The organism is Rhodococcus sp. YL-1 (assembly GCF_001942025.1).
GTDB classification, from domain to species: Bacteria; Actinomycetota; Actinomycetes; order Mycobacteriales; family Mycobacteriaceae; genus Rhodococcus_F; species Rhodococcus_F qingshengii.
Genome location: NZ_CP017300.1, coordinates 1 through 21,196, shown reverse-complemented (window position 1 = coordinate 21,196; position 21,196 = coordinate 1). Strand labels below are relative to the sequence as shown.

General features: G+C 62.0%; 20 protein-coding genes. 14 read left to right on the top strand and 6 right to left on the bottom strand.

Annotation, left to right across the window (positions count from 1 at the left end; genetic code table 11):
- The first annotated feature begins 6 nt into the window (after nucleotides 1-6).
- From BH682_RS29720 to BH682_RS29670, 11 genes are all read left to right on the top strand, one after another.
- Complete coding sequence (locus BH682_RS29720) at nucleotides 7-1,395, top strand: cytochrome P450 (RefSeq protein WP_003942426.1); 1,389 nt, start codon at nucleotides 7-9, stop codon at nucleotides 1,393-1,395.
- Nucleotides 1,392-2,594, top strand: a complete 1,203-nt coding sequence (locus tag BH682_RS29715; RefSeq protein WP_003942429.1) for an NAD(P)/FAD-dependent oxidoreductase — start codon at nucleotides 1,392-1,394, stop codon at nucleotides 2,592-2,594. The genes BH682_RS29720 and BH682_RS29715 overlap by 4 nt, the downstream gene beginning before the upstream one ends.
- 67 nt (nucleotides 2,595-2,661) lie before the next feature.
- On the top strand, nucleotides 2,662-4,125 hold the full coding sequence (locus BH682_RS29710; RefSeq protein WP_019750067.1) for a cytochrome P450: 1,464 nt from the start codon (nucleotides 2,662-2,664) through the stop codon (nucleotides 4,123-4,125).
- Nucleotides 4,122-4,847 carry a transglutaminase-like domain-containing protein gene (locus tag BH682_RS29705; protein WP_064074906.1) on the top strand — a complete coding sequence of 242 codons (726 nt, stop codon included), beginning with the start codon at nucleotides 4,122-4,124 and terminating at the stop codon, nucleotides 4,845-4,847. The genes BH682_RS29710 and BH682_RS29705 overlap by 4 nt, the downstream gene beginning before the upstream one ends.
- Complete coding sequence (locus tag BH682_RS29700; RefSeq protein ID WP_003942430.1) at nucleotides 4,844-6,373, top strand: aldehyde dehydrogenase family protein; 1,530 nt, start codon at nucleotides 4,844-4,846, stop codon at nucleotides 6,371-6,373. Before BH682_RS29705 ends, BH682_RS29700 begins: the two co-directional genes overlap by 4 nt.
- Nucleotides 6,370-7,206: an SDR family oxidoreductase gene (locus BH682_RS29695; protein WP_064074907.1), complete on the top strand. Its 837-nt coding sequence runs from the start codon at nucleotides 6,370-6,372 to the stop codon at nucleotides 7,204-7,206. The genes BH682_RS29700 and BH682_RS29695 overlap by 4 nt, the downstream gene beginning before the upstream one ends.
- A 38-nt stretch (nucleotides 7,207-7,244) precedes the next feature.
- Complete coding sequence (locus BH682_RS29690; protein WP_003942427.1) at nucleotides 7,245-8,312, top strand: BtrH N-terminal domain-containing protein; 1,068 nt, start codon at nucleotides 7,245-7,247, stop codon at nucleotides 8,310-8,312.
- Nucleotides 8,313-8,395: 83 nt separating this feature from the next.
- Nucleotides 8,396-10,027 (top strand): fatty acid--CoA ligase, encoded by a 1,632-nt coding sequence (locus BH682_RS29685; protein ID WP_019750066.1) that lies wholly within the window; start codon nucleotides 8,396-8,398, stop codon nucleotides 10,025-10,027.
- Nucleotides 10,028-10,300: 273 nt separating this feature from the next.
- Nucleotides 10,301-10,834 (top strand): PaaI family thioesterase, encoded by a 534-nt coding sequence (locus BH682_RS29680; RefSeq protein WP_003942418.1) that lies wholly within the window; start codon nucleotides 10,301-10,303, stop codon nucleotides 10,832-10,834.
- The gene (locus BH682_RS29675; protein ID WP_064074908.1) at nucleotides 10,831-12,045 is read left to right on the top strand and encodes a cytochrome P450; all 1,215 of its coding nucleotides are present in this window, start codon (nucleotides 10,831-10,833) and stop codon (nucleotides 12,043-12,045) included. Before BH682_RS29680 ends, BH682_RS29675 begins: the two co-directional genes overlap by 4 nt.
- A gap of 488 nt (nucleotides 12,046-12,533) precedes the next feature.
- Nucleotides 12,534-13,088 carry a PaaI family thioesterase gene (locus BH682_RS29670; protein ID WP_064074909.1) on the top strand — a complete coding sequence of 185 codons (555 nt, stop codon included), beginning with the start codon at nucleotides 12,534-12,536 and terminating at the stop codon, nucleotides 13,086-13,088.
- A 16-nt stretch (nucleotides 13,089-13,104) separates the two neighbouring features.
- On the opposite strand, the gene BH682_RS29665 is transcribed toward BH682_RS29670, so the two are convergent.
- The gene (locus BH682_RS29665; protein WP_370671306.1) at nucleotides 13,105-14,580 is read right to left on the bottom strand and encodes an MFS transporter; all 1,476 of its coding nucleotides are present in this window, start codon (nucleotides 14,578-14,580) and stop codon (nucleotides 13,105-13,107) included.
- 204 nt (nucleotides 14,581-14,784) lie between these two features.
- Here BH682_RS29665 and BH682_RS29660 point away from each other — a divergent pair, with 204 nt between their 5' ends.
- The 3 genes from BH682_RS29660 (at nucleotide 14,785) to BH682_RS29650 (ending at nucleotide 16,988) form a co-directional block, all read left to right on the top strand.
- Nucleotides 14,785-15,489, top strand: coding sequence for a TetR/AcrR family transcriptional regulator (locus BH682_RS29660; RefSeq protein WP_019749804.1), 705 nt, complete (start codon nucleotides 14,785-14,787; stop codon nucleotides 15,487-15,489).
- Between the two features lie 251 nt (nucleotides 15,490-15,740).
- Entirely contained in the window at nucleotides 15,741-16,364 is a 624-nt protein-coding gene (locus BH682_RS29655) for a recombinase family protein (RefSeq protein ID WP_223304651.1), read from the top strand.
- A 90-nt stretch (nucleotides 16,365-16,454) separates the two neighbouring features.
- Nucleotides 16,455-16,988, top strand: coding sequence for a hypothetical protein (locus BH682_RS29650; protein WP_019749802.1), 534 nt, complete (start codon nucleotides 16,455-16,457; stop codon nucleotides 16,986-16,988).
- Between the two features lie 148 nt (nucleotides 16,989-17,136).
- Here BH682_RS29650 and BH682_RS29645 read toward each other — a convergent pair whose 3' ends face one another.
- The 5 genes from BH682_RS29645 to BH682_RS29625 form a co-directional block, all read right to left on the bottom strand.
- Nucleotides 17,137-17,817 carry a TetR/AcrR family transcriptional regulator gene (locus BH682_RS29645; RefSeq protein WP_019749801.1) on the bottom strand — a complete coding sequence of 227 codons (681 nt, stop codon included), beginning with the start codon at nucleotides 17,815-17,817 and terminating at the stop codon, nucleotides 17,137-17,139.
- Complete coding sequence (locus BH682_RS29640) at nucleotides 17,814-18,476, bottom strand: TetR/AcrR family transcriptional regulator (protein WP_064074910.1); 663 nt, start codon at nucleotides 18,474-18,476, stop codon at nucleotides 17,814-17,816. Before BH682_RS29640 ends, BH682_RS29645 begins: the two co-directional genes overlap by 4 nt.
- Before the next feature lie 81 nt (nucleotides 18,477-18,557).
- Nucleotides 18,558-19,655 carry a DUF2637 domain-containing protein gene (locus BH682_RS29635; protein ID WP_075835579.1) on the bottom strand — a complete coding sequence of 366 codons (1,098 nt, stop codon included), beginning with the start codon at nucleotides 19,653-19,655 and terminating at the stop codon, nucleotides 18,558-18,560.
- A gap of 80 nt (nucleotides 19,656-19,735) precedes the next feature.
- On the bottom strand, nucleotides 19,736-20,035 hold the full coding sequence (locus BH682_RS37365) for a ParB family protein (protein WP_223304652.1): 300 nt from the start codon (nucleotides 20,033-20,035) through the stop codon (nucleotides 19,736-19,738).
- Between the two features lie 65 nt (nucleotides 20,036-20,100).
- Nucleotides 20,101-21,018, bottom strand: a complete 918-nt coding sequence (locus BH682_RS29625; protein ID WP_019750059.1) for a ParA family protein — start codon at nucleotides 21,016-21,018, stop codon at nucleotides 20,101-20,103.
- Nucleotides 21,019-21,196: the final 178 nt, after the last annotated feature.

Genomic DNA, 21,196 nt, shown 5'->3' with positions numbered 1-21,196 from the left:
GACGCAATGAAGTTTTCTGAGGCAATCGCCGCTAAGGTTCAGTCGACTATCCCGATGGAGCGGCAGATCCAGGGCGCACAACTGTACGACAAGACGCGGCGATGGGTGACCGGAGCGAACGGAGAGAGGCTTTTCATCGAGAGCCCCATCCCTCCTGTGGAGGACGTCGAACTCGCCGACATCGACCTCAGCAACCCTTTCCTCTATCGCCAGGGGCGCTGGCAGTCGTACTTCGAGCGCGTACGCAACGAGGCTCCGGTCCACTACCAGCCTAACAGTCCGTTCGGGCCGTTCTGGTCCGTCACAAGGCATGCCGACATCATGGCCGTCGACAAGAACCACGAGGTCTTCTCCGCCGAGCCGTTGATCGTCATCGGGGTTCCACCTCGTTTTCTTGATATCGAGATGTTCATAGCGATGGATCCGCCACGACACGACGCGCAGCGGGCCGCTGTCCAAGGCGTGGTCGCACCGAAGAACCTGCGTGAGATGGAGGGTCTGATTCGATCGCGCGTCCAGGAGGTGCTGGACAACCTGCCCGTGGATCAGCCGTTCGACTGGGTCCAGAACGTCTCGGTCGAGTTGACCGCTCGGATGCTTGCGACCCTCCTGGACTTTCCCTACGAGCAGCGCCGCAAGCTCGCTTACTGGTCTGATCTCGCATCCTCGATGGAGCAAGCCAACGGCGGCCCCTCGGACAATGACGAGGTGTTCCGCGGCATGCGCGACATGGCGCGAGGTCTCAGCACTCTCTGGCGCGACAAGGCTGCCCGGACAGCTGCCGGGGAGGAACCCGGATTCGACTTGATCACCCTGTTGCAGAGCAACGAAGACACCAAGGATCTGATCGACCGACCGATGGAGTTCCTGGGCAACCTTGTGTTGCTGATCGTCGGAGGCAACGACACGACGCGGAACTCGATGAGCGGCGGTGTTCTCGCGTTGAACCGGTTCCCTGACCAGTTCGAGAAGCTGAAGGCGAACCCTGACCTGATCCCCAATATGGTCTCGGAGATCATTCGGTGGCAAACACCGTTGGCCTACATGCGCCGGATCGCCAAGGCCGACACCGTGCTGAACGGGCAGTTCATCCGCAAGGGCGACAAGGTAGTGATGTGGTACGCCTCAGGCAACCGTGATGAGCGGATGTTCGATCGGCCCGACGACTTCATCATCGACCGGGCCAACGCTCGCAACCACATCTCCTTCGGCTTCGGTGTCCACCGCTGCATGGGCAACCGACTGGCGGAATTACAGCTGCGGATTCTCTGGGAAGAGTTGCTTTCTCGCTTCGAAAAGATCGAGGTCGTCGGCGAGCCCGAGTATGTGCAGTCCAACTTTGTCAGGGGCATCAGCAAGATGATGGTCCGTCTCACCCCGAAATCCGACGTATGACCTTACATCGGGCCCTCGTCGTCGGGGCCAGCCATGCCGGAGCCCAACTCGCGGCCAGTCTTCGACAGGAAGGGTGGACCGGCGAGATCGTTCTCATCGGCGATGAGTCGACGTTGCCCTACCAACGCCCTCCTTTGTCGAAGGCGTACCTGGCCGGGAAGAGCACACTCGACGAGCTTGCGATCCGCAATGCCGATTTCTATAGCAAGCAGGGAATCCAAGTCCTGAATGCGACGGTGGAGGCGATCGACCGCTCGGGTGGTCATCTCTCACTGAGTACCGGCGGCGCACTAGCTTACGACCAGCTTGCGCTGTGCACTGGCGCCCGCCCTCGGCGACTCCCCACCCCGGGAGCCAACTTGGCCGGAGTCTACTACTTACGCACAGTCGCAGACGTCGAGATGATCCGAGTGGCCGCCCACGCAGGACGTCGGGCAGTGATCATCGGCGGCGGTTACATCGGACTGGAGACGGCTGCCTCGTTGCGTGCACTGGGGCTGGAGGTCACCGTGCTCGAGGCGACTGGGCGCGTCCTTGAGCGGGTCACTGCCCCCGAAGTATCAGCGTTCTTCGACCGTATTCACCGGCAGGAGGGCGTGAAAATCCGGACGGGTGTGCTGGTCGAGGTTCTGTCCGGCGAGGACAGGGTCCGTGAAGTAGTTCTGTCCGGTGGCGAGTCAATTCCCGCTGACCTCGTCATTGTCGGCATCGGCGTTGAGCCGAACACCGATCTTGCCGCCGCCGCAGGTCTGGTCATTGATAACGGCGTCGTGATCGACGACCAGGCCCGGACCAGCGACCCCGACATCGTGGCCGCCGGGGATTGCGCAAGCCACAGCATGGCTCGCTACAGCCGCCCTCTACGCCTGGAGTCTGTGCCGAGCGCGCACGAGCAAGCCAAGGTCGCTGCCGCGACGGTGTGTGGGAAGTCCAAGAAGATAGCGGCGCTTCCATGGTTCTGGTCGGATCAATATGATCTCAAGCTCCAGATCGCCGGTCTGAACACCGGTTACGACGAAGTCATCCTCAGCGGAGACCCGACCCGAGACCGCGACTTCACCTGCTTCTACCTCCGTGAGGGAGAGCTTATTGGCGCCGACTGCATCAACCGCCCCCGTGACTTCATGTTCAGCAAGCGGGTAATCACGCAGCAACTCCCCATCGACCGAACTGAACTGGCGCTTGCCAGCTCCGCCTGAGATGACGGGTCTTCGGGCGATGGGTACGAAATGGTGAGTGCGGGCTGCGTTTCGGAAAGGAACACAAGTGACGAACATTATCCATCTCCCGCTGGCGAAGGGTCGTGAGCGACTCTCGTCGGTCCTCATGGTGCCACTGCCGAGTCGGGTCGACGCGGCCCTGCTCGGGGCCAGTGACCGGTGGCCTGTCCGAGAGCTCGCCCCGCCCCCGGCGGGGTCAGGCCTCAAACCGGTCTTAGGGACCGCTGGCATGCCTCTGCTCGGTCACACCCTGGACTACATCCGGTTCGGATCTAACTTCTCCCGGGCCAGGTACCAGCGGCTAGGACCTGTGTCGTGGATGGGCGCCTTCGGCACGAAAATAGTGGCGGTTGCCGGACCGGATGCCATACAGGAGGTGCTGACCACCAAGGCGAAGTCGTTCTCCCAGGACGGGTGGACCTATCTCATCGATGCCTTTTTTCATCGGGGCCTGATGTTGATGAGCTTCGACGAACACAGGATGCATCGGCGGATCATGCAGGAGGCGTTCACCCGCGACCGACTCGCCGGCTACGTCGACCAGCTCGGCCCGACGCTGGAGGCCAGCATCCCAGGGTGGACAGCGGGACAATCCACCACGCGCATCTACCCGCTGCTGAAGGCACTAACTCTCGACGTCGCCACGAAGGTCTTCATGGCAGGTCGGGGGGGTAGCGAGGATACCGATGCCATCAACGACGCCTTCGTGGCCACCGTGCGTGCGGCCAGCTCGATCATCCGTTTCCCGTTACCGGGGACTCGTTGGCGAGCGGGAGTCCGTGGGCGCGCGCTCTTGGAGGACTACTTCACCCGGCACCTGCCGGCGGCTCGAAGTGGCCAAGGAGGCGACCTCTTTGCGGGGCTGTGCCATGCGCGCACGGCCGACGGTGAGGCGTTCACCGATGAGGACGTCGTTAGCCACATGATCTTCTTGATGATGGCGGCCCACGACACATCGACCATCACCACCACCGCTGCCGCCTACTTCCTCGCCAAGCACCCGGCCTGGCAGGAACGGGCGCGGGCCGAGTCCGACCGACTCGGTGGACGCCGCCCGGACATCGACGACCTGGACTCACTGGAGACTCTCGACCTGGTGATCAAGGAGACACTCCGTCTGGTGGCGCCCGTGCCCATCGTGATGCGCAAGACGGTCGAAGACGTGGATATCGCCGGCCACCACATCCCGGCGGACACCCTGGTGGCCGTGGCTCCGTCGGTGAACCACTTCGACGAGTCGTGCTGGACCGACCCCGACACCTTTGACCCTGACCGCTTCAGCGAACCGCGGCGTGAGGACCAGAATCACCGCCTCGGGTGGATCCCCTTCGGAGGAGGGGTACACAAGTGCATCGGTCTGCACTTCGGCACCCTCGAAGTCAAGGCGATTCTGCACCACATGCTACGCACCTACACCTGGACGGTCCCCGATCAGTATGAAGCGAGGTGGGACAACACCTCGCTCCCCATTCCGGTCGACGGGTTGCCGATAACTCTGGAGCGCAGATGAATAAGGCACCGCTGGCGCACTCGTGGGCGACCGACTTCCTCGACATCGAGCACGAGTCCGTCCGGGCGTTCACCGCCGCCGCGGTTGGGGATGCGGGCACCGACCGGGACAAGGCGAAGCGCCTCTTCGCCGCCGTCCGCGACCAGATCCGGTACGACCCCTACACGGTGTCGGACGATCCCGCCCATTATCGAGCAAGCTTCGTCCTCGAGACCGGGCGCGCCTATTGCGTCCCGAAGGCGGTGCTCTTGACCGCGGTGTGCCGTGCGGCAGGGATTCCGGCGCTACTGGGGTTTGCCGACGTCCGAAATCATTTGCAGACCGAAGCGTTGCGAGCGCTCATGGGCGGCACAGACCTGTTCGTCTATCACGGCTACAGCCATCTCTACGTCAACGGCCGGTGGATGAAGGCGACCCCGGCGTTCAACACCGAGTTGTGTGCCCGTTTCGGGGTGCCGCCGGTGGATTTCGACGGCGAGCACGACGCCCTCCTGCACGCCTTCGCCGCCGACGGAGCCCTGCACATGGAGTATGTCCGCGAGCGCGGCGTCTTCGACGACCTGCCTTTGAACACGATCTTGACCGAGCTTCGGCATACCTATGGACAGCGAATCTTTGAGCGCACCCCCGTGCTCGCTGACGCTTTCACCGACACACCCGACAGATGCACCCAGCCCGACGGGATCGCCCGCGGGCTCCACTCACTCCCGGAGGCCCGATGAGCACGGCGACCACAGCGGATGCCCTGGACGTACGCAACCCCGCCGACGGCCGGCTGGTCGCAACCGTCCCCATCGATACCCGCGAGACCGTGAACAGCATCGCGGCCGATCTCCGCCGCGCTCAGCTCGGGTGGGCTCAGGCAAGCCCGCGGCAACGCTCCCGATGGTTGCATCGCTGGCGAGACTGGATCCTGGCTCACACCGACGAACTCACCGATCTGCTGCAAGCCGAAACAGGCAAGGTGCGCCCCGACGCCCTGGTTGAGACGACAGCATCGTGCGAGTTCATCACCTACTACGCAAACCATGCCGAGAAGTTTCTCGCTGACGAGCAAGTCCGATCCGCAGGTCTGCTAAGTCTGCCGAAACGGTTGTCCAAGACCTACCACCCGTACCCGGTTGTCGGGCTCATCACACCGTGGAACTTCCCGATCACCCTCTTCCTCATGGATGCAGCTCCTGCGCTGGCTGCCGGATGCGCAGTCCTGGCGAAGTCCTCGGAAGAGACGCCACTGACCTGTGCACGAGTCGTCGAGGGCTGGCACGAGATCGGCGCCCCACCGGTTTTGGCGCATGTTGTGGGTGCTAGCGAAGCAGGTGCTGCGGTCGTGGACGCCGCTGACTTCGTTCAGTTCACGGGCTCGACAGCCACCGGGAGGACAATCGCGATCCGCTGTGCCGAGCAATTGAAGCCTGTGAGCTTGGAGTTAGGCGGTAAAGATCCGGCGATCGTGCTGGAGGACGCCGACCTTGCTCGTGCTGTGGAGGGGATCGCGTGGGGCGGTCTGTTCAACGCGGGGCAGGTCTGCATCTCAGTCGAGCGGGTGTATGTGGTCTCTGAGATCTACGACGAGTTCGTGGCCCGGCTGGCTCAACGAGTACGGTCACTTACCCAAGGTGCCGCGGCAGGTGACGACGTAGGTGCGATGGTCACGGCGAGACAGGTCGAGATAGCCGATCGCCACGTCAGCCAGGCAGTGGCGGCAGGTGCGCAGGTACTGGCCGGCGGAACCCTAAGCGCGGTCGGGAACTACTACGCTCCAACCGTTGTGGTCGGCGTCGACCACACAATGGCCTGCATGACCGAGGAGACCTTCGGCCCCACGATCCCTGTGATGCGTGTCGCGGACGAGGACGAGGCCATCCACCTGGCTAACGACTCGGCGTTCGGCTTGTCTGCCACAGTGTGGACCCGCGACCATGCTCGTGCGCGGCGTATCGCACAACGTCTGGACGCGGGTGCAGTCAACATCAACGACGTCTTCAGCAACCTCTTCGCCACCACACTGCCGCACAGTGGATGGAAGGCCTCAGGTATCGGTGCGCGACTAGGCGGCGCCTACGGACTTCACAAATACTGCCGGGTCCAGTCCGTGACCGAGCCGCGGATCCCTGTCCTGACACGAGAACTCACGTGGTACCCGTACACCTCCCGACGTACGGCCATCGCCGAAAAAGTATTGCGTGCAGCAGCCGGTCGCGGTCTACGACAACGCCTCGGCCTGAACAAGGAGCACAGCAAGTGACGACACACAATCCCCATACCGCCGCGAAAACAGTGGCGATCACCGGGGGAGCCCGCGGCATCGGCTACCAGACCGCGAAGGAGCTGATCCGACGAGGTCACCGCGTGGCCATCGGCGACATCGACGAGGCACGTGCTAAGGAGACCGCCGCCGAACTGGGGGTTAAGGTTGTCACCCGCCTCGATGTCACCGACCCTGACTCGTTCAAAGACTTTCTCGACCTAGTCGAGGGAGACCTCGGCCCCCTCGACGTGCTGATCAACAACGCGGGCATCATGCCCACCGGGCACACCCACGAGGAAGACGACGCGGTGACCCGGCGGCAGGTCGAGATCAACGTCCTGGGAGTCATCTTTGGGACCAAACTCGCCCTTCAACGGATGCTCCCTCGTCGTACTGGACACATCATCAACACCGCATCACTGGCCGGCGAGCTCGCCGTCCCCGGTCTGGCGACCTACTGCGGCACCAAATTCGCGGTCATCGGATTCACGGAGGCGGCGCGACTGGAATACCGCAAGTCAGGCGTGCGGCTGTCCACAGTGCGGCCCACGTTCACCAACACCGAACTCGTTGCTGGGACAGCAGGAGCCAAGGGACTGCGCAATGCAGAGCCCGAGGAAATCGCTCGAGTGACAGCCGAACTGATCGAGAAACCGCGGCCCTTCGTGCGCGTCACTCGCCTCGCAGGGAGCATGGTCGCAGCGATGAAGTTCGTCCCCGAACGGCTCGCCACCAGGCTCGGATCGGCCCTGGACACAGACTCTGTATTCCTCGACGACGTGGACATGGGGGCACGTCAGGCCTACCTGGACAGAATTCGGAACAACTGACCTGGTCTTCGAACCCACCACCCAAAAAAGGAAGATACATGCCCCGCAAGATCCTGATCAAGGACTACCCCCATCAGATCGGGGGGCACTGTGGTTCTGGCGCAATGCGGGATCTTCTGCACTGGCATGGACTGGGGTGGGAAGGGCCACCCGATGAAGGTCTGGTGTTCGCACTCGGCGGCTCGCTGGGGCTAGCGTACCTCCGATCGAATGACCTGGTTCCACCATTGTATTTGGTGGGACGAGGGGCCGACTTCGAAATCGATCTACCCCGCCGGCTAGGCGGACAGGTCCACGTTCTCACCACCGACGATCCCAGTGAGGGATGGTCTTGGGTTCTCGACGAGATCGACGCAGGCAGACCCAGCCTGGTGTGGGGCGACATAGCCGAGCTACCGTACCTGCAGGTCCAGTTGCAGATGAGTCGCCACGACATCGTGGTGATCGGTTACGACGAAGCTAAGGGGATTGCCTTCGTCGTAGACAATGATCGCGCCGAGGTGCAGGAAGTCCCGCTCGATTCGCTGGCTCGGGCGCGTTCCTCGACGTCCTTCCCTCAACCGACGCGCCACTGTACATACCGCATCACCTGGCCGAGCGCGCTGCCAGACATGGCAACAGTGGCGGCAGAGGCATTTCGCCAATCCGCGGCCAACATGCGCCACCCGTCACAGCCGGGGATCGTTGATCTCACGACCATGGAGGCCGGGGCCGAGGGGCTAGCTGCAGTCGAGCAGTTGGCGGCCGACCTTCGAGCCTGGGCAGACCTTCCGACAAGAGATCTTGAGATCTTCCTGTTCAGTCTGGGCGCTTTCATCGAGAAGGCGGGCACCGGCGGCGGCCTATTCCGCCGGTTGCTCGCCGATGGCTGCGCGGATGTCGCACGCCTGACCGGTGATCTAGCCACCGCCGACCTCGCCGTCGCCGCCAGCCGTTGTGCGCAGGCATGGACCGAAACTGCACGTGCCGGGACCCAACGCGACATTGATGCGCGCGCTCGCTTAGCGGCGGTGGTCACGGCGGCTAGCCGACTACCAGAACTCGAGTCGAACCTGGTCGAGTCCCTGGAATTGGCTTCAACCTCACTTACGGCTGCAGGTCTCTGACAGCCCGCTGTTAACCAGGACGCCCGGTGAATTGATCTGCGGATCGCTGTTCGTTCGCAGGCACTATCGAATGAAGGAATGGTATGCAGAGCACGATGATGAACTTTCCCTTGACAACTGCGGCGATTCTGCGCCACGGTTCGAGTGTGCATAGCTCGGCAACCGTACGGACCTTGCAGTCCGACGGGAGCGTTAAGGTCGGCACTTTCGCCGAAGTCGGACGGAGAGCCGCACAGTTGGCCAACGCATTGCGCGGTTGCGGGATCACAGGCGATGAGCGTGTTGCGACCTTTATGTGGAACAACCAGGAGCATGTTGAGGCCTACTGTGCGGTGCCCTCGATGGGCGCAGTGCTGCACACCCTGAACCTACGTCTCACCCCTGATCAACTTGTCTACATCGGCAACCACGCCGAGGATCAGGTCGTAATTCTCGATGGAAGCCTGCTGCCCTTGCTGGCCCCTGTACTGCTGCAGCTCACCAGCGTGCACACCGTCGTCGTGACCGGCGAAGTGGACCTTACCCCGCTGCACCGTGACGGGGTCAGGGTCGTGGGGTACGAGGAGTTCCTCGCCTCTCAGTCCGATACGTTCGACTGGCCTGATCTCGATGAGCAGTCCGCAGCCGCTATGTGTTATACCTCGGGTACCACCGGCAACCCCAAAGGGGTCGCCTACAGCCACCGGTCGACGTACTTGCATTCGATGGCGGCCTGCGCCGCCGACGGACTGCGAGTCAGCTGCGATGATCGGATCCTTGCCATCGTGCCGATGTTCCACGCCAACGCTTGGGGACTAGTCTATGCCGCCCTTATGTCGGGCGCCGACCTACTCATGCCTGACAGGTTCCTGCAGGCTGAGCCGCTGGTGCGGCTCATCGACGCGCAGAGGCCGACCGTCGCGGGCGCAGTTCCGACGATCTGGAATGACGTCTTAAACTTCTTGGAGGCAAACTCCAGCTATGACATCTCCTCTCTCGGTCTGGTCGCCTGCGGTGGTTCCGCAGTACCCCTTCACCTGATGGAGGCCTTCGAGGAGAGGTACGGCGTGCAGGTCGTCCAGGCATGGGGAATGACCGAAACCTCGCCGCTGGCCGCCATCGCACGCCCACCGGTATCGCTCGATGTGCAGGAGCGCTGGCGCCTGCGCGCCACCCAAGGCCGCCCGGTTGCAGGGGTGGAGCTGAGGATTGTCGACGACGAGGGCAATAAGCTCCCGCACGACGGCGAAGCGGTCGGTGAGTTGCAAGCACGCGGGCCCTGGATTACCGGCTCGTACGTCGGCGAGGAGCATGACAGTGAGAAGTTTCAGGAAGGGTGGTTACGCACCGGCGACGTCGGGCGGATCGATGCACGCAATTTCGTGACGCTGACCGACCGCGCCAAGGACGTGATCAAGTCCGGCGGGGAGTGGATCTCCTCGGTCGAGCTCGAACTGCTGCTTGCCGGTCATCCAGACGTGCTCGAGGCATCTGTGATCGGAGTGCCGGACGAGAAGTGGCAAGAACGCCCCCTCGCGGTGATCGTTCCACGTGAGGGCCACGAGCCCACACCTGCTAATCTGCGCGACTTCCTCGACGGCAAGGTCGCCAAGTGGTGGCTGCCCGAGCGTTGGTGCTTCATCTCCGAGGTGCCCAAGACCTCAGTCGGCAAGTTCGACAAGAAGCGCCTACGCTCCCTGCACGCCGAAGGAGAGCTAGCTGTCATCGAAATCTAGGAAATTTTTTTCCAACCGGAGTTCTGAATAGGACGAGGCAGATGGAACGCGGGGCGGGAAGTTTTTCACGACACCGGCGTCCATCGCAGACTACGGCACTGGTGAAGGAGATGGGGTCGTGATCTCCCGTTGGGCGGGACACCTCGCCTGACCAACGTGGAGTTGAGCGAAGGGCTGCCACCGCACTCTCCGGAGTGCGCTCAGGTGTATTTGCATAACGGTCACACTCGAGACCGGCATTAAGCGCGGTTTCATCGACAGGAAGGTCGGACCATGGGCAAAGCTTCGGATGCGGTCGGGGGGTCGGTCGACCCAGACATGGAGGACTGGGTGCGCTCATTCCGGCCGCTGGAAGAATCTAGCTCGCCTGAGTTGCCACCCCACCACCCCAACTGTCTTGGGTGCGGGCCGACGAACCCGCACGGGCATTACCTGTCGGTACGGCGTTGCCGAGACGGCGTCGTTGCTCACCACCTCTTCGACCAACGTCACGTAGGGGCGCCCAGGATAGCACACGGCGGCGCGGTGGCGACCGTAATCGACGATCTTTTCGGTTTCCTGCTCTACACGGTCGGAGAACTCGGCGTGACGCGCCGTCTCGAACTCGACTACCTCGCGCCGGTTCTGCTTGCCACGCCTTACACCCTGCACGCCGATACACGGTCTCGCGATGGCCGGAAATTGAATCTCGCGGCCAGGATCGAGGATATAGAGGGTCGATCGGTCACCACGGCGACCGCCCTGTTCATCCTGGTCGACGTCGAACATTTCCTGCAGTCACAGGCGAATACTAAGAGGCAAGCATGAATGTACCGACCGAGAGGGAACTGCTCCTGGACGCCTTACTCACCGATCACGGCGCAGCCGGACCTTACGAAGCGTTCCGACGGCTGCGAGAGACGCGCCCCGTCTTGGTTACGCGATCGGGGGTGCTGGTATTGAGTCGCTACGACGATTGCGCGGCGGCGCTCCGCGACCGCAGACTCGGCAAGGCCGACGAGTCGCTGGGCTTCGGCTTGTCCGAGATCCCTGACGAGCTGCAACGTCGGGCCATGCATCGATTCCGGCGCACCATGCTGTTCCGTAACCCCCCTGACCATCACCGGCTGCGTCGACTGGTGGCCGACGTGTTCACCCCTCGACACATTGACGAGTTGCGCAGCCGCATCATCACACAGATCCATCACCTACTTAACGTCATGGAGGTACAGGTCTTCGTCGACATCATCACCGATCTGGCGCTCCCGCTGCCTGTGAATGTGATAGGCGAACTTCTGGGAGTTCCCGCGGCCGATCGGGCAGTTGCCGCGCCATTGGTGCGTGCCCTGCTCGCCTCACTGGAACCCGGAGCCAATGTTGAGGCTCTGACCGCCGCCTGTGAAGCCGAGAACCAACTTGCCATGTATTTCGCTGACCTGTTGGCGGTCAAACGCGCCCGCCCCGCCGATGACCTACTCAGCCGACTCGCCGTCGCGCACGGCGACGACATCCTGGATGACGACGAATGCGTCGGCACCGCGATTCTGTTGTTCGCCGCAGGGTTCGAAACCACCACAAACCTCATCGGCAACGGTGTCGCCGCGCTGCTCGCTCACCCCGACCAAATGCGCGAACTGGGTGCCAGGCCCGACTTGGCGAGCAATACCGTCGAAGAATTGTTGCGTTACGACTCCCCCGTCCAGACCAACGGGCGCACGGTGCTCGAGCCGACACGGCTGGCAGGAGTCGATCTACATCCCGGTCAGATCGTATTGACCTTGCTCGGGGCGGCCAACAGAGATCCGGACCGATTTTGTGACCCGGATAAGCTCGACATCACCCGAACCGGAGTCCCACCGTTGTCGTTCGGCGCCGGCATTCACTTCTGTCTCGGCGCGCCGCTGGCCCGGCTCGAAGGATCCCTACTGTTCCCGATCCTGGTGGCTCGTTTTCCCGGTCTCCAGCTCGTCGAACAGCCTCGCTGGCGTACCGGGCTGTCCTTCCGCGGGCTATCGAGTTTAAAGGTGGCAACCAGATGAGCCCTCCCCTACCCCCCACCAGAAGGGCTCGAAGTCTCGGGAGTTGAACCCGACCGAACCACCTCGCGGTAAACGGCGCATCGCACTGTGCTGCAGCCGCCCGCGCCGGATCGCCCCAGGCGTGCGGAGGCACCGAACGACCGAAGAGTTGCCGGACGGAACAGTCGGACGCCTCTCGGTGGACGCTGCATCGATGCCGTGTCGTTACTCGGCAACAGACCCTGATCCCTGCCCCACGCCGACAACAATTCAGCCCGCCGACGGAAGCCCTCGATGTTTCGCGGTCACCATTTTCGGCTCGACGGCCGCGTCGTGTGCGCTATCGGGCCGGGAGGTGCGTTGAGTGAGAAGACTCCCGCTCGTGGTAATCATGGCGGGGGCGAGTGCGCCGACCGGTCGGACGAACGACCGACCGGATGCTGCGGTGCAGGCCGAGCGCGCGAAGACGCGACAGACTCGGCACGGTTTCACGACAGAGAGGTCCGACCATGAAAAGAATTCCGGACGAGGTCAGCGGGTCGGCCGGCCCCGCTGTCGAGAACTGGGCGCGCTCGTTCTGGAGCACGACTTCCGAGTCGCCTGATCTACCGCCCCACCACCCCGACTGTCTTGGTTGTGGGCCGGAGAACCCGCACGGCCACGCCCTGTCGGTCCAGCGTGACGAGAACGGCGTGGTAGCTCACCATGTGTTCGATCAACGTCATGTCGGGGCACCCGGGATAGCACACGGCGGCGCGGTGGCGACCGTTCTCGACGATCTGTTCGGCTTCCTGCTTTACACAGTGGGTGAGCTCGCCGTGACGCGGCGTCTCGAGCTCGACTACCTAGCGCCGGTTCTGCTCGGCACTCCATACGTGTTGCGTGCTGCCGTTCGGTCTCGTGATGGGCGCAAACTGGATCTCACGGCCACGATGGACGATGCGCAGGGCAGCTCCGTAGCCACCGCTACTGCCCTGTTCGTGGTGGTCGAGGTCGAACACTTCATGCAGTCCCAAGCCCGAGCCCAACTCCGGGCCACAGACACGAATCACACCGAAGAATAGACACCCTGGCCGACCTTCACCGACGTCCATCACCCGCGGTGGCTGTCGTACGGCTGCGTCTACCTGGCGCAAAGACGGCGAGGACGAGTGCCCCAGCGGCGGTCAGCGCCGCCAACGACAGCGTCGCCTGACCACTTCCGTGTACGAATGCGGCTCTGGCGAACTCGGCCAGCGGCTGACCAGCTGGTCCTGCGCGGTCGGCGACCTGCAACGCGGCGGCCAGAGAATCGGCCACCGGACCACGGGCAGGCTCGGGTAGCTGGGGCAGAGCCGGCTGAATGTGCTGAACGTAACCGGCCGCGAGCACGCTACCGGCTACCGCAATCCCAATCGCGGCACCGATTTCGCGAGCTGCGTCGTTGACCGCGGCAGCCACCCCGTGCTTGGCCTCAGGAGTGTCCGAGACGATGGCGAAAGTCGCAGGGGCGGTACACAACCCCAAACCCGCGCTCATGATGAGCAAGGGCCACAGCAGGTCAGGGTAAGTCGCCGCGACGGTCAGTCTGCTCACCATCACCAGTCCCGCCGCGATGGTGAGCAGACCTACAGTGGTCATCACCCGCAGCCCAACAATGTTCGACAGCCAGGGTGCAATCACCGAGATCACGATGAGCGGCACGACCATAGGGGTCAACGCCAACGCGGCGGTGAGCGGTCCATAACCGAGAATCAACTGCAGATACTGCACCAACAACAAGAACACCCCGAAGGTCACCAGAAATTGGATACAGACAGACAGCGCGCCGGCACCGAAACCACGGCGGGCGAACAACCGGACATCGAGTAGGGGTGCCGAGGAACGTAGTTCTACGACGACGAACACCACAACCGCAAACAAGCCCACCGCAGTGCTGATGGCGACGAGCGAATCCGACCAGCCACGGGCCGGAACCTCGATCACAGCGAAGACGATCGCCCCGACCGCGACAACTACGGTCACCGCGCCCACCCAATCGACCGGTGGATGCTCCTGCTGGCGGGACTCCGCGATACTGCATGCCAACCCGGCCAGAACCGCTCCGGCGACGGTCAACCCGACGAACACCGAGGTCCACGACCACTGCTCGAGCAGCACTCCAGCCCCGAGGATGCCCAGGACCGCCCCGGATCCAGCAACCCCGGCCCACACACCTACAGCGCGACCGCGATGCGCCGGTGGAAATCCCGCGGTCAGTATCGACAGCGTCGAGGGCATGACCAGCGCCGCACCCGCCCCAGCCAACGCGCGAGCAGCGATCAGCCACGCCGGGTCGGCGAGAAACAAGGGCAATGCCGACGCGAAAGCGAACAACGCCAACCCCGCCACGAGCACCCCCCGGCGACCGTACCGGTCACCGATCGCACCGGCAGGCAGAACGAAGCACGCCAATACCAGCGTATAACCGTCGACTATCCAGGTCAGTTGAGCTTGCGTCGCCCTTGTCGCGACCGCGATCTGTGGCAACGCTGAATACAATGCCGCCATTGCGGCCACCACCAACGCGACTGCCATGCACGACACAATCAACATCCACCACTGGGCACCGCTCCATCGAGCGACGCTGGCAGAGTCGGATCTACGTTCGTTCAACGGCCAGCCTCCCAGTTTGAGACTGATCGTCTCGGTGCGAGACTATTAGTATCATAACTTTGCGGGTGTGACAGAATGGTCATGCTAGGACATGTTTTGTCAGTCAAAATGGAGCGGAGCCCGTTCATGGTCGACCCTCTCGTTGCGGCCGAGGGCCCGGCCGACCCCCGGCTGGCGCGCTCACGTAACCGGTTACTCGAAGCGGCGGGCCAGCTGCTAGCCACCGGCGGCGTCGAGGCGGTCACCGTGGAGGCGGTCACCCGCATGTCGAAGGTTGCACGTGCCACTCTGTACCGACACTTCGGAAGTACCACTGACCTGCTCGCTGCAACCTTCGAGCGACTACTACCCCCAGTCGACACCGATATCGATACCGGTCCGCTACGCGAACGTCTGATTTCGGTGCTCACCACCCAGGCCGACCTCATCGACCAAGCTCCGGTGCAGATGACCACGCTGGCCTGGCTGGCAATGGGACCCGTCAACAGCGGCGACGCCAGCCGGCGCGATCTCGATCCTGGCGCGGTGGTCTCGCTTCGGGCCCGTGTCATAGAGCAATACCGCAGGTCCCTGGATCAGATCCTGACGGCCCCTGACGCCCGCACTGTGCTCGGCGAGATCGACACCACCTTCGCCCTCATTCAGCTCCTCGGACCGATAGTGTTCGCTCGCCTCACAGGACTGCGCCACATCCACGCCGACGACTGCATCCAAATCGTCGACAACTTTCTCGCCGCCCATGCCGCAAGTGTCCGATCGAGCACTTCGCGCGACAACAGCCGTCCACGGCCGGCCGCGACGCTAGACCCGCAGCTCACCGACGGCCAGTAAAACTTGATGCGAAATTTGACCATCAATGCGCTATCCAGTCAGGGATCGCAGCGCTCACTGGATAAGGCCGGACGTGTGCTCAAGAACTCGGAGCTGCACTGCAGTGCACTTCTGACATCGTGCAGCCGTCTTCTGAAACTGACATTCACCTGGGGAAATTTCAGCGCCTTCCGTCCATTTTGTTGTCCGTTGAAAAAATCCGGTATGGCATAGTTTCTAACGGACAGTTTGTGTGCGGGACATCGTGAACGGTGACGATCGGGAGTGGAATGAAGATCGGCTACGCACGGGTCAGTACGGCGGCTCAAGATTCGTCGATTCAGGTCGAGCTTCTCGCCAAGGAGGGAGTCGACCGAGACCGGGTCTACGTCGATCACGGAATCAGTGGCCGGCAGACTCGACGGCCCGGGCTCGACAATGCGATCAACGCGGCCCGCGAAGGCGACGTCTTTTGCGTGACCAAACTCGACCGGCTCTCCCGGTCCGCGAAGGATCTCCACGAAACGGTGGGGCGACTGGCGGACAAGGGTGTTGCGTTGTCGATCGACGGGAAGATCTACGACCCGTCGGATCCGATGGGCAAAATGTTCATCGGAGTGCTCGGGCTGATGGCCGAATTCGAGTCAGACCTGATCCGAAGTCGGACCAGGGACGCAGTGGCAGCGGCTGCCGCGGCCGGCAAGATGAAAGGCCGTCAACATAAGCTCACGCCGGAAGAGCGTGCGTACCTGTTGCAGGTGCACGAAACCGGACAGTTCAAAATCGAAACTCTTTGCAAGAACACGGGTTTGAAGCGTTCGGCACTGTATTCGAATATTCAGCTTGCCCGAATTGAGCGCAATGACCACGATCGTAGGGCTTCGGAAACTGCTTGACATCGGCCTTGTCCGCACTCCACCCAAATACGTTCACAATTAGGTAGATTGGGTGACGGTTCTATTTTTCCGCAAGGTGGGGGTTCAGCTATGTCATTCGGAGATAAGGGTTTACCGCGTTTTATTGATCCGGACTACCGGGAGGCCTCGGTCACCGACGGACAGTCCTTGGTACTCAACCCGTTGCAAATTCACGCCAATGTTGACGAGATACTTGAGCGGCATTTGCTCGATCCGACAGTCGTTTTCGGTTTGCAGGACTTCTTTGGTGACGCCGAAACTGCTTTTGTGTTCGCACAACTCGGCCTCGCCGAGGATCTGTCGCAGCACATCGCCAAGACGGCTTCCAAGTTGATACGTCAGTCTTTTCCCAATCTGTATGGGCAGGTGGACTGGGCGTTTTTGACCAACCTGGATCCGGGGCTGCCAGACGGCCAGATCGCGGAGGCAGAGTTGCTACTCGCTCGTCAGATCATGCGAGATGCCTTCGACCCCAATCGATCTGTTGCCGAGAGTTATGGGGTAGCAGATCTGCCCTATCAGGGGCAGACGGGGCTTTGGTTGGTTGAGTGCGCCTTCTTCGCCCTCATTGGCCAGGGGCTCAGGGAAGGGCCGGGAAAGTAGCCCGGTTCGGTAGCGAAGATGCCCCGGCCTCCACTGGCCGGGGCATCTCGCTTCAGTCCCATAGCTCCGGACGGATGAAGGGTTGATCCGATCGTTGCCTGAGTTGCTCTCGATTGGCCCGCATCGGATTCTGTCGAACGAGATTTTGTCATGCAGGCATGAGTGCGTTGCGCAGCTGCGCTGTTACCGCGTCTGCGATGCGGGTTGCGAGGTCGATGTCCTCTCGCAAGGTTGCGGATGCGTGGGCGGCTCCGAGGGTGCCGGCGCAGAGGTTCCATGCGAGTCGGGGTGTGGTGGGGGTGTCGGTGAGTTCGCCTGCGGTGATGGCGGGTTCGATGATGTCGCTGATGGCGTCGACCCAGTGTGCGAATGCTGCGCCGTTGTTGATGGTGGGTTCGAGGGTGAGTTTCATGCCGGCGCGGAGGTTGGTGTCTTCGCCGATGTGCTGTGCGAGCGAGATAAAGATCGCTGCCAGCTTCTCCCCTGCTGTGCTGCTCGAACCGGCCGCCAGTGCTTCGCTGATGGTTTCGTCGAGGGTGTGGTTCCAGTCCGAGATGAGGTGTTCGGCCATCGCTTCTTTGGATGGGAAGTGGTAGTACATAGCGCCTTTGGCGAATTTTCCGGTACCGCTGATGGTGTTGATGCTGGTGTGGCCGTATCCGTCGGTGTCGAAATGCCGTGCCGCGACGGCGATGATCGCTTCTCGTGTCCGCACTGCACGGTCCTGCATTGCCGAGTTCTTGCTGCCGGGGATGCGCCCGATCCGGGGGCGGGTTGGCGTGGCGGAAGTGCTTTCCGTGGTGTGTGCCGGTTCGTTGGGGCTGTTCACAGGGATGCTCCTTCGACCATACGGACGGCGGCCGGGTCGGTTCCGCGCCACATCAGCAGCAGATCGTCGACTCGTTTGGTGATGGTGTGGTTCTCGTCGAGGCTAGCTGCAACCTGCACTGCGCCGACGAATCCGGCGCAGAGAGTGTCTGCGAGCCTGGACATGCTTTCCGCGCAGTCGAGGGCGCCGGAACGGATCGCGTCTATGACGATCGGTGTGATCGCGTCGGTCCACGATTCGTAGGTGGCACACGCATCACTGAGCGACTTGTCGACGGACAGGGTGAGTCCAGCTCGGGTGATCGCTTCTGTTTGGGTGCGGCGGGCGAGGTCCCGGTAGATCATGATCACTTGCCGATCGGCGGGTTGACCTGTCGCTGCGGCCTTCCCCACTGTCTCGGAGACTGCGGCGGACCAGCGGCAGAGCATCTCGCTCGCGATGGATTCCTTCTTCGAGAAGTGGAAGTACATCGCACCTTTGGTGGTCTCAGAGATCGCCAAGATGTCATTGATGCTGGTGCCCGCATACCCGGTTCGACTGAAGAGGGTGGCGGACACCTCGAGGATCGCTTCTCGGGTGATTTTCGCTCGTGGCTGCATAGGTGGTCGGCCGGTTTTGCCGTGGTCGATGCCTTCGGAGCGGTCGGTATGATTGTTCATGGTCACAGGTGCTTTCTGTGGTCATCGGCCCTGACGGTGTTACAGCACCGCCAGGGCCACCCCTTTATTGGTGGGTGTGGGTCAAACGGTGGCGAGTTCGCTGCGCATCGGGTTCTCGGCGGCTCGCAGGTCGGGCAATGGTGGACTGTCGAAGCCTGCTTCTCGAGCTGCGGCATCGAACTTCTCGTACCGGCGCCATGCGGTCGATGTCGCGACAGGCGGCTTCGATTCCAGAGCGATGGTTTCCCACGTGAGGTTCGGGTTTGTCAGCTTGCGGACCGCTGTGTCTTTGACGTTCTTCGCGAGATTCGACCGGGCGATGAAAGACATGAGGTCGTCTATGTCGGCATCCGTGTCGGCCTGTGCTTCTTCGACGGCGCGGCGGTCTGGGAACTCCGTAGCGGCGTCTTGGGGATCGAGGATGTCGTCGAGGCCTTCATTCGTCATTTCGTCCACGAAAAACGGCTCCGCAAAGTCCGCAAAAGCGTCCTCGTTGCCGGCCTTCGCATCCACCGCTTTGGCGTCTACGTCTAGATCGTCGTCCTCCTGCTCCGCAATATTGTGGGCGATCTTCTCGCGGGGCTGAGGGACGCGGATCGGTCCCCGGCCTACGGTGAGGTCAGATGCAATACTCGTTGCATCCTCACTGTCGGTGGCACTTTCGACGATCGCACGGTAAGCGGCGTACGCCATTCCGACTGCCTTCACCAGAATTGTGATTCCGTGCGTGAAAGCCAAGACCAGGGCCGGCGGAATGATCGCTATGGCCGCTGCAATAGCGGGCGCGAGTGGAATGAACCCAAGGTCTCCCCCACCATCGATCGACTCCTGCGCGGCGATTGCTGCGTGATAGGCGTGGTAGGCGTTTCCGAGAATGCTGATCACGACGACGCTGACGTCGAGTGCGATGTAGAAGCCCCTGTCGCGCTTGTTCATGTTGAGCTTGCTGATGATGACGATGGCGATGGTGGCGCCGAGGATGGCGCTGTCGACGATCGCTGGGAAGATCCAGGTCAGGTGTTCGGGGATCAGTGCTTGCCGCGCGAGGTCGCGTTGCACGGCGAAGGAAAGTACGAATGCGCCGGTGGTGATACCGAGCGCAATGACGATCGCGAGTGCGAGTGCAGCAAGCAATGCGCCTAGCTGAATACGAGCTGCCCGAAGGCTAAAGTCGGTCATGACTGGGTTCTTTCCTTCCAGGGGTTTCCCGGTCTGGAGCCTCGTCGGGTGCAACCGGCGAGGCTCCTTCGATGTGTGGGTCAGTCGTCTGAGATGGGGCGCCCGCTGGGAAGTGCGCCAGTCTCTGCTTCGTACTGGTTTCCGCTGTTGTGCGCGGTTTCCCGGCGTTCTGCCTCTGCCGCTAGTGCTTTCTCTACGAATTGCGACCAGGATTTGTCGTCCTCAAGGTGGCTGGTGTTTCGGTAAGCACCTCGGGCGCGACTGAATACGGCTTGATCGACGTAGACCGTAATACGTTTGGGCTTGGGCTTTTCCACAGCTGTCGGCGTGGGCTGTGGAGGCGGCGGGACCTGTGCGGCCGTGCGGTTGGACCTCTGCATTCGAGACAGGTCACCAGTCACGTTCCGCGGAGGTAGCGCCGTGAGCTTTCGTTCGGGCCGGTCATTCATACCCGTGCTTCCTCTCTTTCCGCTGTTGCAACGCGGGTGACAACTTCTTGCGCAACTGCAAAGAGGTCGTCTGCAACGGATTTGGACGATTTCGGTGCGAGAGTCTGAGGCTCGGCGTTGCCTTTGATGACGTCGTACCATTTCGGGCCGCTTCGGACGACTGCGTCGAGTTCGGCTGCGAGCATGCCTCGCTCGCGTGTTGCTTGGGCTGTCGCTTCTGAGTGACGGACGGTGGCAGTGAAAACGACGTCGTCGTTGCCGAACGCCTCTGCAATTGCAGACCTGGCTTGCTTGAGCACGGTTTTCGCTGATGTACCGACGGCTACGAGAACGACGCCCAGTAGGTCGAGGTCGGGGTTGATTGCAGCGACAGCGTCGATGCGTAGTGCAACGGCTGCCATCCCTTTTCGGCTGGACGCATCGGATTTGACTGGCACGAATGCCCATTTTGCGGCGGCTAGCGCTGCTGTCTGCAAGGTTTCGTCGCCCGGGGGGCAGTCGATGAGGATCATGTCGTATGCGGGCGCCATTGGAGCAAGGACCCTCGCGAGGGCAAGTTTTGCGCCATCGGGATCTTTGGATGCCATAGCGGCAAGCGCTGCTGTTGCTTGTTCGAGGTGAACTCCCCCAGGGAGAACATCGAGATTAGCGCGAACATTTTCGATGGGTTTTGCGTCACCGCCGAAAGCGATTGCGCTAGCAAGCGACCTTCCCTGGTCATCGCCGGTTTCACTGGTGTACCCGAGGTCTTCGGCGAGGTTCCCCTGAGGATCGAGGTCGACGAGCAGAATTTTCTGCCCCGACGCTGCCAGTTCTCCACCGACGTTAGCTGTCAGGGTCGTCTTTAGGACACCACCCTTGCCGTTGATTACGGCGATCACCCTTTTGCGTGTTTCGTGAAAGTCGGTCTGCATTGCTCTCCCTCGACAGCGCTGGCACATATGACGGCATTACCAGCATTCCACGCCATCGCCAGCAATGCAATCAATAGCAGTAATGCCAGTATTGCTGCTATCGGCCATCGGTCAGGTCGTAGCAACACATCTGGCCTCAAAACCAGTAATGGCAGCAATGCTGGCATTACGCACAGTT